Below are 15,283 nucleotides of genomic sequence, written 5' to 3' on the forward strand. Positions count from 1 at the left end.
AAGCTGAATTTTATCTGCGTTTGCCACGACGACCAGTTTGGGAGGTAGAAGCACGGCGTTGGCGTGTATTGGAGCCTTTATGGCCTCGTGCTTTGTGAGCTTTAGCCTTAGTGGATTGGTAAGTGCTTGTAATCTTAGGTTTACTAGCTAATTTTGTGCGTTTTGGAGCAGTGCTAGCATTGCCCTTAGTTTTGATCTGACCATCCTTAGTATATTTTGTAAGTGTAGCTTGGATAGCTCGTTCGATGCGTCGTAACCATGATTCGTCTTGTGGTGTCGCAAAGGTTACAGCCACGCCAGAGTTACCAGCACGACCTGTACGGCCAATGCGGTGGATGTAGTAATCTACATCGCGAGGTACGTCGTAATTATATACATGTGTGATACCTTCGATGTCGATACCGCGAGCCGCAATATCGGTAGCCACTAAGATTTGTGTTTTAGCTTTTGCAAAGTCTCGCAGAATTTGTGTGCGACGACCTTGTGTCAAGTCACCGTGCATTTCTGCTATATTGAGCCCCGCTGCAGTTAATTCGTAGGATAAACGAATGGCACCTTCCCGTTTATTACAGAAAACTATAGCTAAAAACGGATTATCATCTTCAATCATTTTGATGAGCCGTTGTGTTTTTTCTTCAGGATTCATCATATACACTCGTTGATCAATTGATTCGAGAGTGATGTGTTTTCCTTCTGCCGTTACTGAAACGGGTTTAGACATATATGCCTTTGCGAGATTTCGGATTTTATCTGGAATTGTAGCGGAGAATAGTAATAGTTGTCTATTGGCATCTGTTTGGCCGATGAGATTTTCGATATCTGGTAAGAAGCCCATGTGAAGCATTTGGTCTGCTTCATCTAGTACAACACGACGAATACAGTCTAGATGGAGAGAACCGCGCTTTGCATGATCCAATAGACGACCAGGTGTACCTAAGATGACTTGAGGTCGGCGGCCTAACTGTTGTAACTGTGCCTCGATTGTTTTGCCGCCGATAAGAGGGAGGATATCTACATTTAAAATAGAACCTATTTCCTTCGCTTCATCGGAAATTTGTTTAATTAGTTCTCGTGTAGGCGCAATGATAAGCACTTGTTCTTGATGAACATCAGTATGTACACGTTGTAGAATTGGCAGTAAGAATGCTAGTGTTTTCCCCGTGCCGGTTTGAGCTTTGGCTATGACATCATTCCCTTTAAAGACGACAGGAATGGATTGTTCTTGAATTGGCGTAGGCTCCTTTATACCTTGTTTTTGTAGGGCTTGGATAAGTTCATCACAAACACCTAAAGATTTAAAAGATTTCATGAATCGTCCTTTCTATAATACATATTATATTAATTATAACGTATGCACATATTAGGGGCAAATGAATTGAACTTGGAAGATGTATAGTCTTAACATACTCTAGGCTCAATAAATATTATAGTATTTTGGGTATATTTTTTTGATAATATATGGAAAAATACTGATATAACTAAGTAAAATGAGAAATGAAAATATTAAAATAGCTACATTTAAACTGTTTATAAACTATTAATTGAGAATGTGAGAGTATTTGTAAATGATAATCTTAATAGAGTTTATTGATTACAGTATCTAAATATATAGCTATAAAATATTAAATTTCAGCTAGTATTCAGTATTTTATTAGATAATTATATAGATAATCTCATATTAAATATGATAATAAAATATAGATATGAGATAAAAAATAACCATAAAAATGATAATAATTGTTGAAATTAATGCTTGATTTGATATAATAATTTAAGATATTAATACGCATTATTATTTGGTGTGTTTAATATGAGGTTGTTAGGTACAATAATTAGGAGGTGTCGTATGGCTATCAAAAAGTTAAAAGACATGAAACCAGGTGAGTCTGGTCTTATTGTTGCACTACATGGCAGTGGCAATGTTAAGCATCGTCTAATTGACATGGGTCTTGTAAATGGTACAAAAATCCATGTTATGAAGTTTGCCCCTTTGGGGGATCCGGTGGAAATCAAAGTAAAAAACTTTGAATTAGCACTTCGTACAAGCGAAGCTGGCATGATTGATGTAGAGGTTCAATAGGAGGTTCACATGGCAGAGAATGGGCAAATTCGCATTGCCTTAGCAGGTAACCCTAACTGTGGTAAAACTACAATGTTTAACAATATCACAGGGGCGAAGCAACACGTTGGTAACTATGCCGGCGTTACAGTAGAAAAAAAGGAAGGCCATACGAACTTTGATGGCCATGAGTTATTGTTTATTGACTTACCAGGTACATATAGCTTAACTGCACGTTCCTTGGATGAGTTAGTAGCGCGTAATGTTATCGTAAATGATAACCCAGATGTTATTGTTAATGTTCTTGATGCATCTAACTTGGAACGTAACTTATATTTAGCTGCACAATTATTGGAACTTGAAAAGCCAATGGTTATTGCTCTAAACATGGCTGACGTTGCTGAAGAAATGGGCATCAAATACGACCTAAAAAAAATGGCAGAAATGACAGGGGCTACAATTGTTAGCACAGTAGGTCGTACAAACATTGGTACAAAAGACTTGTTAGAAGCAACAATTAGTGTAGCTGCTTCTCAAAAAGCTCCTGGTGTAACAATTAACTATGGTGATTTGTTAGAAGGTAAAATTAGTGAGCTTGTAGAATTGCTAAAACAAGCGGGCACTGTTACATATCCACTTCGTTGGATTGCTGTTAAGTTGTTAGAAAAAGATGCTGACGTTATTGGCAAAGTTATGCGCTTTGATAATACGGAAGCTGTTATTCAAAAGGCTGAAGCTATTCGTGAAGAAATTAAGGATCAAGTTGATCTTGATATTGTCTTCCAAGAATATCGTCACCGCTTTGCAGTAGAAGTATATAATACATGTTTAACACAAGCGCCAACTCAATTGGAAACACGCTCTGACCGTTATGACAAAATCTTAACGCATCGAATTTGGGGCTTACCAATCTTCATGGTTGTTATGTACTTATTGTTTGCGTTCGTTAACTTCGTTGGTGGTATTCCTCAAGGTTGGATCGAGGATGGTTTCGCTGCATTACAAGCTTATGCGGTTCAGACTATTCCAGAGGGCCAATTACAGTCACTCGTATCTGATGGTATTATTGCCGGCGTAGGTGCGGTACTTTCATTCTTACCATTAATTTTATTACTCTTCCTTGGCATTTCTTTCTTGGAAGATACAGGTTATATGGCTCGTGCAGCCTTCGTTATTGACCGTGTAATGCGCGCATGTGGCTTACATGGTAAATCCTTTATTCCTTTATTATTGGGTTTCGGTTGTTCCGTACCATCCGTAATGGGTGCCCGTATCCTCGACAACTACAAGGATCGAATGGTTACGATTTTGATTACACCATTCATGAGTTGTTCTGCACGTTTGCCAGTGTATATCTTATTTGCAAATGCGTTCTTCCCAAATGGTTGGGATAGTACTTTAGTTGTATTCTCTGTATACTTCTTGGGTATCATCTTCGGTATTATCTTTGCAAAAATTTTCCGTAAGTTCTTATTTGCTGGTGAAGCAGAACCATTTGTAATGGAATTACCTCCATATCATTTGCCTACATTGAAAGCTACATGGATGCACATGTATGAACGTGCTAAATTGTACATCATTAAAGCCGGTACTTTCATTATGGCTGCTTCCATCTTGATTTGGTTCATCACTGCATATCCAATGGATGTAGAATACTCCAAAGATTATGATGCAGTGAAAGAACAAGTTGCTCAAGAGTATGAAGTAAAAGATGCAGCTACATTATCTCAATTCGGTATTGCTACAGATGACCAAAAAGATGCAGTTGATAAAATTGTTGAAGATATGAAATCTACTGTACAAGATGCTACTGATGCTGCTAAGCAAGCAGGAGAAGATGAACCTGAAGTAGCAGTAGAGGATGATTCTGAAGCACCTGAATTATTCAATGATATTAAAGATGAAAATAAAGACTTGTTCCCAGCAGCATGGGCAATGTATAAAAACAGTGCTAACTTAGATGCTGAAAATGACAAACTTGATAAAGAACAAGCTGCTGAAAAAATTGAACAATCCTATGCAGCATCCTTTGGTAAAGCAATCAACCCAGTACTTGAACCATTGGGCTTCGACTGGAAAATGGGCTTATCTCTCGTAGCTGGTTTAGCGGCTAAAGAGGTAGTAATTTCTACATTGGGTACAGTATATGCAGTAGGTGGTGATGATAAAAATCCAGCTCCATTGACTGATTACTTACAAAATGATCCAAACTTCTCACCATTGATTGCATTAACAATGATGTTGTTCGTATTAATTTACCCACCTTGTTTGGCAACATTAGCTGTTATCAAACGTGAAACAGGTTCTTGGAAATGGGTTGCATTCATGTTCTGCTATGAAAATACATTTGCATGGATTGCATGTTTCATCTTCTATAACATAGGTCGCGCATTAGGTTTCTAATCTAAAATCGCTAAATAGGAGAGTTTAGCCACTTTTAGATTCTTTAAACAAAAATGAATTTAAAAATTGCGATTTTGTTATAAGTAATTTAAAAATAATACTTGATAATTATCAATATTCGTGGTTAAATGATAATGAGAAAAGGGAAATATCCTTTAGATATTGCTTTTATCTTGTTTATCACTAATACACATATTATAATTTAGTAGATATTGAGAAAGAGGCATAATAATGGATAATCTTGTTATAGGACTCATAGTTGTATTAGCATTAGCTTATATCGGTAATAAATTTTACAAACAAATGTCTGGTAAAGGTGGCTGCGGCTGTGGTGGCGGTAGCTCCAAGTCTGGCTCTAAAAAATCTTCTGGTTGCGGTGGTAACTGCAGCTGTGATGGTTCCAATAAAGCACTAGGCATTAAACGTACTGCTAAGTAAGCTAATACGAATTCTGAATTTGAATGAGGGGTCTCTATAATGGCTCCTCTTTTCAAATATAGTAATTAAATTTTTTATCATATTTAGTAGAAAGGAATATTATCATGTTCAACATCGATCAAAAAAATCTTAAAAACGCTAACTTATTCGCAGCAGGTCTTGCATTGGGTACTGTAGGTCTTAAAGTATTAACTTCTAAAGATGCTAAAAAAGTATATGCTGGTATCGTAGCAGCTGGTCTTCGCGCTAAAGAAACTGTATTAGAAACAGCTGAAAAAGTACAAGCATCCGCATCTGATGTATTGGCAGAAGCTCAAGAAATCAACGAAGCACGCAACGAAGAAATCTTTGAAGAAAACAAATAATTAGAGGATTGCACATATGTTACAATTTTCTGTAGTAAAAAAACTCAGAAATCGCTTGCATGTTAAGGTAACTGGTCATCACTTTACAGAGGCTGAAGCAGCTTATGTAGAGGATACATTACTCCTTAATGATGCAATTGTAGATGTAACCTTCTACACTCGTAGCAGTCAAATCGCCATTAAACATACTGGCGATGTTGATGCTGTGCGTGATGCAGTGCTAGGTCTACGCGATTTAGATTTGTCTGAAGCTCCTGCTTTAAACGAATATTCTCCTCGCTTGGTAAATAAAAAATACCGTGAAATGATGATCAACCGTACTGCACTTTACTTAGGTAAAAAAGCAGTGCTTCCTGCGCCTATTGCAGCTGCATGGGCTTGGTTTGATGGTATTAAATTTATTGGTAAGGCTATTAAAACATTGTGGCAACGTAAGTTAACTGTCGAAGTACTTGATGGTGTAGCTATTGGTGCTGCATTACTTCAAAAGGATTACCCTACAGCTGGCGCTGTTATGTACCTATTAGGTATTGGTGATATCTTAGAAGAATGGACTCACCGTAAATCTGTATTAAATCTCGCTCAAAGCATGTCCTTGAACGTAGATAAAGTATGGGTTTTAGTTGATGACATTGAAGTGAGCAAGCCAGTTAACGAAGTTGTGGCAGGTGATCAAATTATTATTCGCCAAGGCGAAGTGATTCCTTTGGATGGCGTCGTTATCGATGGTGTTGTTCTTGTTAATGAAAGCTCCATGACTGGTGAACCAGAAGCGGTTCGTCGCGATCAAGACAGTTCTGTATATGCAGGTACTGTTGTTGAAGACGGTAAAGCTATTGTAGAAGTACGTAGTACATCCAAAACATCTCGTTACGAAAAAATCGTTAACCTCATTGAAGAGTCTGAACAAATGAAATCCGGTATGGAACAACAAGCATACCGCATGGCAGATAAATTAGTTCCAATTAGCTTTATTGGTGCTGGTTTAACATATTTGTTGACTCGAAATGTAATGAAAGCATTGTCTTTCGTTATGGTTGACTTCTCTTGTGCTCTAAAATTATCCATTCCATTAGCAGTACTTTCCGCTATGCAAGAAGCATCTAAACGCGGTATCACTGTTAAAGGTGGTAAGTTCTTAGAACAAATTGCACAAGCAGATATGATTGTGTTCGATAAAACTGGTACTCTTACAAAAGCAGAACCTGAGTTTGAACAAATCATCCCGTTCAACGGTCATGATGCAGATGAAATGTTGAAATTAGCTGCATGTATTGAGGAACATTTCCCTCACTCCATGGCAAAAGCAATTGTACGCGCTGCTAAGGATCATGACTTGCCTCACAAGGAAATGCACTCCGACGTAGAATACGTTGTAGCTCATGGTATTGCATCTAAAGTTGGTCGCTACCGTGTACGCATTGGTAGTGCTCACTACATCTTTGATGATGAAAAGACAAAAATTCCTGCAGATGAACAAGAAAAATTCAACAATTTACCAAATTCATCTTCACATATTTACCTCGCTATTGGAGGTACACTAGCAGCGGTTATTTGTATTAAAGACCCTGTTCGTGAGGAAGCAAAACAAGTTATAGCTGATTTACACACATTGGGTATTAAAAAGGTTGTCATGATGACTGGCGACTCCAAACGTAATGCACAACGTGTAGCTGACGAACTCGGCATCGATGAATTGCATGCTGAAGTATTGCCAGAAGATAAAGCAGCTTATGTAAAACAAGCAAAAGCTGAAGGCTATACTGTTATGATGGTAGGGGATGGTATTAACGATTCCCCAGCAATTTCTGAAGCACATGTTGGTATCGCTATGAATGAAGGCGCACCAATCGCTCAAAAAATTGCAAATGTTACTATTTCTTCCGATCATCTACAAGCTCTTGTAGATTTACGCCGCATTTCTATGGCATTGATGAAACGTATCAAAGCTAATTACAATGGTATCGTTGGTTTCAACGGTGCTCTTGTAGGTGGTGGCGTACTCGGTATTATGCCGCCAAGCCAAACAGCATGGTTGCATAATCTATTCACATTGGGTATCGGCTTAGAAAGCATGACTCCATTGTTGAAAAAAGAAGAACCAAAGGACGCTGTTCCTACAATTGATGTAACAGCTGACTCTGTAGTAGCTTAATTAGAAACCTCCATATAAGGTATTCATTTACCTATATGGAGGTTTTTCTTTTTTGATGACATTTATCTATGATTATTGTAAAATACAAAGAGATTACATATCATAGGAGATCTTTATGAACACATTAATGGATATTTGTAAAAGATCCATCTACTTGAATCTATTTATTGTAGTCATTCCTATTATTGCGTATATGATTCATAATGGATCGAGTGCGATGGTAGCACTTGTATGGTATTTGCTTTTATCCCTAATTATGCCTTGGGCATATTTATCATTTAAAAGTAGTACCTTTGGAGATGGTAAATCGATTAGCCGTATTGCTTATGTTGTAAGTTGGATTATAATCCACGGCATTAGCTATAAAGGTATTTTTCTCGGTGTAGATTTATCGATGTTATGGGGCTGGCCTACAGCAGGCCGAGATGTAGCTTTCTTAGTAGCTATGTATATCGGTGTCACTATTAGCTTGATTCTAGCGTATGGTCTTACTCGCTTAGTGGGAGGCCGTAATGAATAAGAGTTTCTGGTTATTTACCGTTGTTTGCGCTTTATTTGTAAGTGCTGTAACAACAGTTCTTTCCTTGAGTGGAGCATTAGCGTTACCTATATTAGTATTCCCTGTATTGTCTCTTGTAATACCACTCATGGTGCGTAGACTTAAGAATGCTAAATTTAACGACGACCTACCATTGAGTATGGGCTATCATGCATATAGTTGGGCTTGGTGGACAGTATTTTCATTTCTTCATACGCCATTTAGCTTTACAACAGAGAATGGAATTGTAACAGCATTGCTTCTATTCGTGGTGTATTTTATCGTTCAAGTGCTCATTGAACTTTGTGGTCTGTTAGCAACTAAGTTTTTTGATCGAAAACATCGATGGGGCATGGTAGATGAAGCCCTTGATATAATCGGGTATACTATACCAATCCCATTTTTATACATTGGTTCGCTTTTGTATATTGATTTACAGGATCCGATGGTATACTTCATGTATGCATCATCAATGAATGTGAATATATTATTTGCTGAACTTGTATTATTACTAGTTTCTTTGTTGGTATTTGTATTTTATTTATATCCAAGAGATATAGCATATAGAGGTATACGATTATTTCGCATTGTTTTAACCGCTGCTTTATGGCTTGCTATGAATGCCCATATTTTATACGGTGGTTATATTCCAGAATTTATTGTATCTTTAGTTCCCACCGTTTTCCCAACGTATCAAGGTAATCCGCTCGTGTTTGTTACTCCCACTTTATTAGAAGCTGGTATGACAGGTATAGCGGTGATTATAGGCGCATTGGTAGAACGTGGTATAATTTCACGACGCCGTGAACGTATTTAATTTCTAGTTTCGACTTATATCCGTAAGGAATGAGAACGAAGGAGGATCTATGAACAACATTGAACGTCCAGTGGATGATAACTCAACTGTATCAATCCACGACAATGAAAAACTGAAGCAAGTTGAACGTAAAGAGGCCAAAAAAGAGAAGAAAAGTGGCATTACGATTCGAGAATTGACAATTATTGGTCTACTAGCAGGTATCACTATTGCATTAGGGCTTTCTGGTTATGGTATTATTCCATTAGGACCGCTAAATGTAACAACTTTACATGTACCAACTCTAATTGGTGCTATTGTAGAAGGACCAAAAGTGGGGGCCTTTGTTGGCTTTATCTTTGGTTGCTATAGTTTGTGGCAAAATATTACAGCTCCTAATATTTTATCCCCACTATTTATTAATCCAATCATTTCCGTATTACCGCGTATACTTTTCCCAGTATTAGCATATTTGGTATATCTATTATTGTGGAAAGCACCGCAAGGTCCGCGTATTATTGTTTCTGCTTTTATGGGGACTGTATTTCATACGATCATGGTTATGGGATTAATCTTCTTACTCTATGCAGATATGTTTGCTCTTAAAATGAATCTTAGTCCAGATCAAGTATTAGGCTCTATTGTATTCTTGTCTGTTACACATGGTATTCCAGAAGCAGTTTTTGCTGCTGTAATTGTAACACCAGTGGCAATGGCTTTACGAAAAGTATTGCGTAAGGATGCTCCTAAGAAAACTAAAGGTGAAGCTATGCGAGACGCAAAAGTTACAGACCATCAATTAGGAGAAACTGAAGTGGTAGAAACCAAATAAGCTGAAGTTGTAGACGAAAATATAACGAAATAGTATTTTACAGGCTTTTTATAAATATGATAAAATAAATATCATTCGATAAGTATTGAGGAGGATAATCATGGCTAAACGTATTCGTACTATCAACACTGAATCCTTACAAAAAACTGCTAAAACTGGCGGTTGTGGGGAATGTCAAACATCTTGCCAATCCGCTTGTAAAACAAGCTGCACAGTTGGTAACCAAGTTTGCAAACAAAAATAATGAAGAGGCTCGCTTAGCGGGCCTTTTTTATTTATGTTTTAAAGACATACATTGTATAGTATATCTTTATGACTCTTTTTATAACGTTTAGTGTGGAAATGTGGTACAATTATCTAGAAAGTTCTATATACTAGAGCTTTTACCATACAAATCAATTGGAGGTACCATGTTAGAATTAAAACCAATGATCCATAAGTTTCGGATGAAGGATAACTATTACTGCTTAGACGTAAATAGCGGTATTATCCATGTTATCGACGAACTCATCGATAGAGTTCTTGACATATATGATGGCACTAATCGCGATGCTGTACATGCTGCGTTAGATGCTAAAGAAGATGCAGTAGAACTAGATGAGATTATGGACGAGTTAGATGAGCTCATCAAAGCGGAGCAATTATTTGCACCGATGAGTAAAGAGTTTAAACTTGTAGTAGGTGAGAAACCTATTGTTAAGGCATTATGCTTAAATATTGCTCATGATTGTAACTTAGCATGCAAATATTGCTTTGCTAGTCAAGGTGATTACGGCGGTGTTAAACGAGAATTGATGAGCTTTGATGTAGCAAAACGAGCTGTGGACTTTCTTATTAAAATGAGTGGACCTCGCCAACATTGTGAAATTGACTTTTTCGGTGGTGAGCCATTGTTGAACTGGGATGTTGTTAAGCAAACGGTTGAATACATTGAATCCATTCAAGAAAAGCACAATAAGATATTTAAGCTTACGTTGACTACGAATGGTATGCTTTTAACACAAGATAAAATCGACTATGTAAACAAACACAAGATGAGTTTAGTTTTGTCTTTGGATGGTCGTGAATCCGTACATAATGCAATGCGTCCAGTAGCAGGTAGTGGTGCAGAGTCTTATAAATATATTGCTAAAAATCTTATCAACGCAGTAAAACAACGTCACGGTCTTGAATATTATGTACGTGGTACATATACTCATAAAAACTTAGACTTTACTAAAGACGTTATGGCAATGTCTGATCTTGGCTTTGAGCATTTGTCCATGGAGCCTGTTGTCGGTGAAGAAGGGGACTATGTGCTTCGTGAAGAAGATTGGCCAGCTTTAGAGAAAGAATATGAAAAATTAGCAGATATTTATTTACAACGCCAGTTAGAAGGCTGGGGTGAGAAGTTTAACTTCTTCCACTTCCGCATGGATTTATATCGTGGGCCATGTATGGCGAAACGCCTTCGCGGTTGTGGGGCAGGTCATGAATATATGGCAGTCGTACCTAATGGCGATATTTACCCATGTCACCAATTTGTAGGTAAAGATGGATATGTGCTTGGTAATGTGTATGATGGTTTACAAAATACAGAAATTCCTAAAGATTTCCGCAATACACATGTATTCTCCAAACCAACTTGTGCTGAATGTTGGGCGAAATTCTTCTGTTCCGGTGGTTGTCATGCTAACAACATTACATTGGGTGGCGATCTAGAAACACCTTATGAATTTGGTTGTCGTTTACAGAAGAAACGCATCGAATGTGCTATTATGATTCAAGCCGAATTAGAACAAGCTGGTATTGATGGAAGTATTCCTGTTGCATTAGGTTAATTACACTTGATTCTCCGAGTATAGTAGGAGTTTATATGAAACAAAATAGTAATCAAACTACAGAACGCTGGGGAATTCGCTATACCGGTATAGTTCAAGGGGTCGGATTCCGGCCCCTTGTTTCTATGTTGGCCCATTCCCTAGGATTAACAGGTTTTGTATATAATGATAGTCAAGGTGTGTATGTTGAAATTCAAGGTTTTCTAGGTGAATTGCAGTTATTCTTAGATGCTGTTCAAGAGGAGCAACCTCGTTTATGTCGCATTACTAGTCAAACTGTACAGCATCTTACACTTAATATGCATGAAAGTGATTTTGTTGTGCAGGCATCCCCTTTAGGTGAATCCGTGAGTACCTTTATTAGTGCTGATACTGCGCCTTGTAATGATTGCCTTAAAGAGTTACAACAAGATAAACGTAGAAAGGAATATCCTTTCATCAATTGTACAAATTGCGGACCAAGGTATACGATAATCAAATCTTTGCCCTATGATCGAGAACGGACGACGATGAATGAGTTCCCCATGTGTGAAGATTGTAAGGCTGAATATGAAGATATAGAGGGGCGTCGTTATAGAGCTGAACCAAATGCATGCACTTATTGTGGGCCTTGGTATACTTTATACAAGCCAAATCGCACGGCTGTAGATACGGTAAATGTATGGAATACTACGCGGGAATTGATCAATGAAGGTAATATTATCGCCATAAAAGGTGTAGGAGGGTATCATCTTGTTTGCGATGCTAGAAATGACGCTGCTGTACAACGATTACGTAAGCGGAAGAATAGACCGCATAAACCATTAGCAATAATGGTGGGATCTCTAGATATGGCGATTGAGTTAGTACATATTAACGATGTAGAACTAGATGTATTAACGGGGATGGAACGTCCTATTGTGTTATTAGAAAGAAATCATAATAGTTCTGTTCGGTTAAGTCCTCACGTTGCACCTGACAATCATATGTTGGGTGTGATGTTGCCTTATTCACCAATGCATGAGGTGTTATTGCCCTCTGATGCAGCCTGGGTTATGACCAGTGGTAACAGAAGTGGTGATTCCGTATTATATAATGACGACCAAGCGTTTAATGAACTAGGTGAGGTAGCAGACTATTTCCTCGTTCATAATCGTGAAATCTATGCTCCTCTTGATGATTCTGTGGTGGTGGTCATCAATAATAAACCTCGATTTATTCGTCGCAGTCGTGGCTATGTACCTGAGCCAATTCATTGTGACTGTTTAGAACAAACTTCGATATTAGCTATGGGCAGTGATTTGAAAAATGCGTTTGCTGTGAATAAAGGTAGTGAAGCTCTTGTAGGACCCCATATTGGAGATTTAGAGAATGCATCTACTCATAAAACCTTAGAATGGACCATTGAGCGATATAAAAATTTATTTTCTATACAACCAGAAAAGATTATTATAGATAGTCATCCCCAGTTTTTCTCTTCTCGGTTAGGTGAAAGAATAGGTGAAAGTTTCCATCTTTCTGTTATACCTGTTCAGCATCATCATGCTCATATAGCGTCTGTTATGGCAGAACACAATTTAAGGGGGCTGGTACTAGGAATTGCTATGGATGGTACTGGCTATGGACCAGATGGGACTATATGGGGGGGGAATTTCTCCTTTGTAAAGGCAATCAATATCAGAGATTGGCACATATTCATGCGGCTCCATTGCCTGGTGGAGAAAAGGCTGTTTCTGAACCCTGGCGACAAGCCTTATGGTATATTCGTAATTATTATGGCGATGATATCCCTTTTGTATATAAAGAGTGGATGAAAGAACTTCCAAAGGGATGGGAAATTTTAGATAAAGCATTACAATCTACGATGCCCATGATTCAAGCTACAAGCTGTGGGCGATTATTTGATACTGTAGGTGCTTTATTAGGTCTTGGTATGGTCCATAGTTATGATGCACAAATTGCCATTTCCTTAGAAACTCTATGTGGTGATGAAAAAGGATCACTACTTGCTTACAATTATGACGGACATATTCTTGATTTTACACCTACAGTTCAATCTATTATGGATGGCGTTGTTCGTGGTGAATGTCGAGCTCATTTAGCCGCTTCATTTCATAAAACAATGGCAATCGCACTATGCGAAACGGCTGCAGACTTGATGGAGCGATATAATATTAGTGATGTGGCTATGTCTGGTGGTGTATTTCAAAATCGTAAACTATTAGAATTTATATATAAGACGTGGCATATAGGTAATTTATATATGAATGAAGCGGTTCCCTCTAATGATGGTGGACTTGCTTTAGGACAACTGTGGTTAGGAAATCAATTATAAATTGTCATATAGCTCTTATTCTTAGATAAATTTATTTAGTAATGTCCTGAATATTGTTTAATCTATGTGAGTGCCATAGCTAGTTTAAGTTCTAGTTGTTTGTGCACACTATCACTAAATAATGAGTGTAACTGTGATACAATAATATTAATTTTATTCATATATTTCGGAGCTGTTTTATTGAAGTAAATGTATATAAAACTTGTTATAAATGATATAGATAAGGAGATAATATGTGCTTAGCTGTACCAGCGCAATTGATTGCTGTGAATGATGCTATTGGTACCGTTGAATTGACAGGTGCTACCCGTGACTGCAGCTTGCTCCTCGTACCAGATGCAAAGGTCGGGGACTGGTTGTTAGTTCATGCAGGTTTTGCTGTACAAATTGTTGATGAAGAAGAGGCTCAAAAAACATTAGAGGCCTTTAAGGAGTTAGAAGAACTTGAAGAAGCTTACTTTGCAGGAAAAGCAGCACACAGCTGATGCTTTGTTAAGGCGCATCAATGCGCTTCATAAGCCCGGTGAAACTGTGCGGCTTATGGAGGTTTGTGGTACGCATACAGTATCGATTTTCCGAGAAGGTCTTCGTCAATTATTGCCAAGTGGCATAGAACTTGTTAGTGGACCAGGATGTCCAGTATGTGTAACTGATCAAACCTATATGGATAAGGCTTTAGCCTATGCAGAACGTGAGGATGTTATTATTGCTACCTTTGGGGATATGTTAAAGGTTCCAGGTAGCTATAGTAGTCTCAATGAAGCTCAAACAAAAGGAGCTCATATCCATGTTATTTATACGCCTTTAGAGGTAATAGAACTTAGCAAAAAATATTCAGAAAAGAAAATAGTATTCTTAGCTATTGGCTTTGAAACGACTATTGCGATTATATGTGCTACTGTGAAAGCCGTTCACGCAGCAGGACTTAAGAATGTATTCTTTTTAGTATCTCATAAATTAGTGCCTCCAGCATTGCGTGCACTATTAGATAAACAAGAAGGTCATATCGATGGATTTATTTTACCTGGCCATGTGAGTGTTATTATTGGTGAAGAACCATACCGATTTTTGCCCAAAGAATACGGTATTCCATCTTGTATCGCTGGCTTTGATGGCTTAGAAATATTGTCTGCCATAGCTAATATTTTAGAGCAACGTGAGTCTGGTAATATTGTGGTGGGCAATACGTATCATTCTGTAGTTATGCAGAAGGGAAACCCTGTAGCCCAAGCTATGATCGAGGAAGTATATGAAGTATGCGATGATGTATGGCGTGGTATTGGTGTGATTCCTAACTCTGGTTTAGCATTAAAGGGTGAGTATGCAGCTTATGATGTAGAGCTTGTCCTTCCTATTAACTTGGATAAACCATCTCTTGATCCTAAAGGCTGTCAATGTGGACGTGTTTTGCAAGGCCTTATTAAACCGAGTGAATGTCCGTTATTTGGTAAAAGCTGTACCGCAGATCATCCGGTGGGTGCCTGTATGGTATCTGTAGAGGGTAGCTGTGCTGCATGGTATAAATATGGTTATTCTAGTGGTGGATCGACGTGGGAGGATTAA

The 15,283-nt window shown here is 37.9% G+C and carries 13 protein-coding genes and 1 pseudogene; 13 read left to right on the top strand and 1 reads right to left on the bottom strand.

Annotated elements, in window-relative coordinates; genetic code table 11:
• Positions 1-10: 10 nt before the first annotated feature.
• On the bottom strand, positions 11-1,309 hold the full coding sequence (locus B1A77_RS06355; protein WP_004697119.1) for a DEAD/DEAH box helicase: 1,299 nt from the start codon (positions 1,307-1,309) through the stop codon (positions 11-13).
• A 537-nt stretch (positions 1,310-1,846) separates the two neighbouring features.
• Here B1A77_RS06355 and B1A77_RS06360 point away from each other — a divergent pair.
• The 13 genes and pseudogenes from B1A77_RS06360 to hypD all read left to right on the top strand — a co-directional run bounded on the left by B1A77_RS06360 (position 1,847) and on the right by hypD (position 15,283).
• Positions 1,847-2,080: a FeoA family protein gene (locus tag B1A77_RS06360; RefSeq protein WP_004697076.1), complete on the top strand. Its 234-nt coding sequence runs from the start codon at positions 1,847-1,849 to the stop codon at positions 2,078-2,080.
• Positions 2,081-2,089: 9 nt separating this feature from the next.
• Entirely contained in the window at positions 2,090-4,462 is a 2,373-nt protein-coding gene (gene feoB, locus B1A77_RS06365) for a ferrous iron transport protein B (protein WP_004696974.1), read from the top strand.
• Positions 4,463-4,693: 231 nt separating this feature from the next.
• Positions 4,694-4,900: a FeoB-associated Cys-rich membrane protein gene (locus B1A77_RS06370; RefSeq protein ID WP_004697259.1), complete on the top strand. Its 207-nt coding sequence runs from the start codon at positions 4,694-4,696 to the stop codon at positions 4,898-4,900.
• A gap of 104 nt (positions 4,901-5,004) precedes the next feature.
• Positions 5,005-5,265, top strand: a complete 261-nt coding sequence (locus B1A77_RS06375; RefSeq protein ID WP_004697111.1) for a DUF6110 family protein — start codon at positions 5,005-5,007, stop codon at positions 5,263-5,265.
• A gap of 16 nt (positions 5,266-5,281) precedes the next feature.
• On the top strand, positions 5,282-7,420 hold the full coding sequence (locus B1A77_RS06380; RefSeq protein ID WP_004697375.1) for a heavy metal translocating P-type ATPase: 2,139 nt from the start codon (positions 5,282-5,284) through the stop codon (positions 7,418-7,420).
• Between the two features lie 115 nt (positions 7,421-7,535).
• Positions 7,536-7,940 carry a hypothetical protein gene (locus B1A77_RS06385; protein WP_004697236.1) on the top strand — a complete coding sequence of 135 codons (405 nt, stop codon included), beginning with the start codon at positions 7,536-7,538 and terminating at the stop codon, positions 7,938-7,940.
• Positions 7,933-8,775: a hypothetical protein gene (locus B1A77_RS06390; RefSeq protein ID WP_004697021.1), complete on the top strand. Its 843-nt coding sequence runs from the start codon at positions 7,933-7,935 to the stop codon at positions 8,773-8,775. The genes B1A77_RS06385 and B1A77_RS06390 overlap by 8 nt, the downstream gene beginning before the upstream one ends.
• Positions 8,776-8,824: 49 nt before the next feature.
• Positions 8,825-9,586 (top strand): ECF transporter S component, encoded by a 762-nt coding sequence (locus tag B1A77_RS06395; protein ID WP_004697341.1) that lies wholly within the window; start codon positions 8,825-8,827, stop codon positions 9,584-9,586.
• Positions 9,587-9,686: 100 nt separating this feature from the next.
• The gene (gene scfA, locus B1A77_RS06400) at positions 9,687-9,830 is read left to right on the top strand and encodes a six-cysteine ranthipeptide SCIFF (protein WP_004693318.1); all 144 of its coding nucleotides are present in this window, start codon (positions 9,687-9,689) and stop codon (positions 9,828-9,830) included.
• Positions 9,831-9,996: 166 nt separating this feature from the next.
• Positions 9,997-11,406 carry a thioether cross-link-forming SCIFF peptide maturase gene (scfB, locus tag B1A77_RS06405; RefSeq protein ID WP_004693319.1) on the top strand — a complete coding sequence of 470 codons (1,410 nt, stop codon included), beginning with the start codon at positions 9,997-9,999 and terminating at the stop codon, positions 11,404-11,406.
• Between the two features lie 35 nt (positions 11,407-11,441).
• A pseudogene (hypF, locus tag B1A77_RS06410) lies at positions 11,442-13,720 on the top strand (carbamoyltransferase HypF).
• A 233-nt stretch (positions 13,721-13,953) separates the two neighbouring features.
• Complete coding sequence (locus B1A77_RS06415) at positions 13,954-14,205, top strand: HypC/HybG/HupF family hydrogenase formation chaperone (RefSeq protein ID WP_004693324.1); 252 nt, start codon at positions 13,954-13,956, stop codon at positions 14,203-14,205.
• On the top strand, positions 14,165-15,283 hold the full coding sequence (gene hypD / locus B1A77_RS06420; protein ID WP_077708297.1) for a hydrogenase formation protein HypD: 1,119 nt from the start codon (positions 14,165-14,167) through the stop codon (positions 15,281-15,283). The genes B1A77_RS06415 and hypD overlap by 41 nt, the downstream gene beginning before the upstream one ends.

This window comes from Veillonella parvula (assembly GCF_002005185.1).
Classification (GTDB): Bacteria; Bacillota; Negativicutes; order Veillonellales; family Veillonellaceae; genus Veillonella; species Veillonella parvula_M.

What these genes read in the sequence shown, in the direction of transcription:
- B1A77_RS06355 (WP_004697119.1), bottom strand. Translation starts at nt 1,309, where the DNA reads ATGAAATCTTTTAAATCTTTAGGTGTTTGTGATGAACTTATCCAAGCC.
- B1A77_RS06360 (WP_004697076.1), top strand. Translation starts at nt 1,847, where the DNA reads ATGGCTATCAAAAAGTTAAAAGACATGAAACCAGGTGAGTCTGGTCTT.
- feoB (WP_004696974.1), top strand. Translation starts at nt 2,090, where the DNA reads ATGGCAGAGAATGGGCAAATTCGCATTGCCTTAGCAGGTAACCCTAAC.
- B1A77_RS06370 (WP_004697259.1), top strand. Translation starts at nt 4,694, where the DNA reads ATGGATAATCTTGTTATAGGACTCATAGTTGTATTAGCATTAGCTTAT.
- B1A77_RS06375 (WP_004697111.1), top strand. Translation starts at nt 5,005, where the DNA reads ATGTTCAACATCGATCAAAAAAATCTTAAAAACGCTAACTTATTCGCA.
- B1A77_RS06380 (WP_004697375.1), top strand. Translation starts at nt 5,282, where the DNA reads ATGTTACAATTTTCTGTAGTAAAAAAACTCAGAAATCGCTTGCATGTT.
- B1A77_RS06385 (WP_004697236.1), top strand. Translation starts at nt 7,536, where the DNA reads ATGAACACATTAATGGATATTTGTAAAAGATCCATCTACTTGAATCTA.
- B1A77_RS06390 (WP_004697021.1), top strand. Translation starts at nt 7,933, where the DNA reads ATGAATAAGAGTTTCTGGTTATTTACCGTTGTTTGCGCTTTATTTGTA.
- B1A77_RS06395 (WP_004697341.1), top strand. Translation starts at nt 8,825, where the DNA reads ATGAACAACATTGAACGTCCAGTGGATGATAACTCAACTGTATCAATC.
- scfA (WP_004693318.1), top strand. Translation starts at nt 9,687, where the DNA reads ATGGCTAAACGTATTCGTACTATCAACACTGAATCCTTACAAAAAACT.
- scfB (WP_004693319.1), top strand. Translation starts at nt 9,997, where the DNA reads ATGTTAGAATTAAAACCAATGATCCATAAGTTTCGGATGAAGGATAAC.
- B1A77_RS06415 (WP_004693324.1), top strand. Translation starts at nt 13,954, where the DNA reads ATGTGCTTAGCTGTACCAGCGCAATTGATTGCTGTGAATGATGCTATT.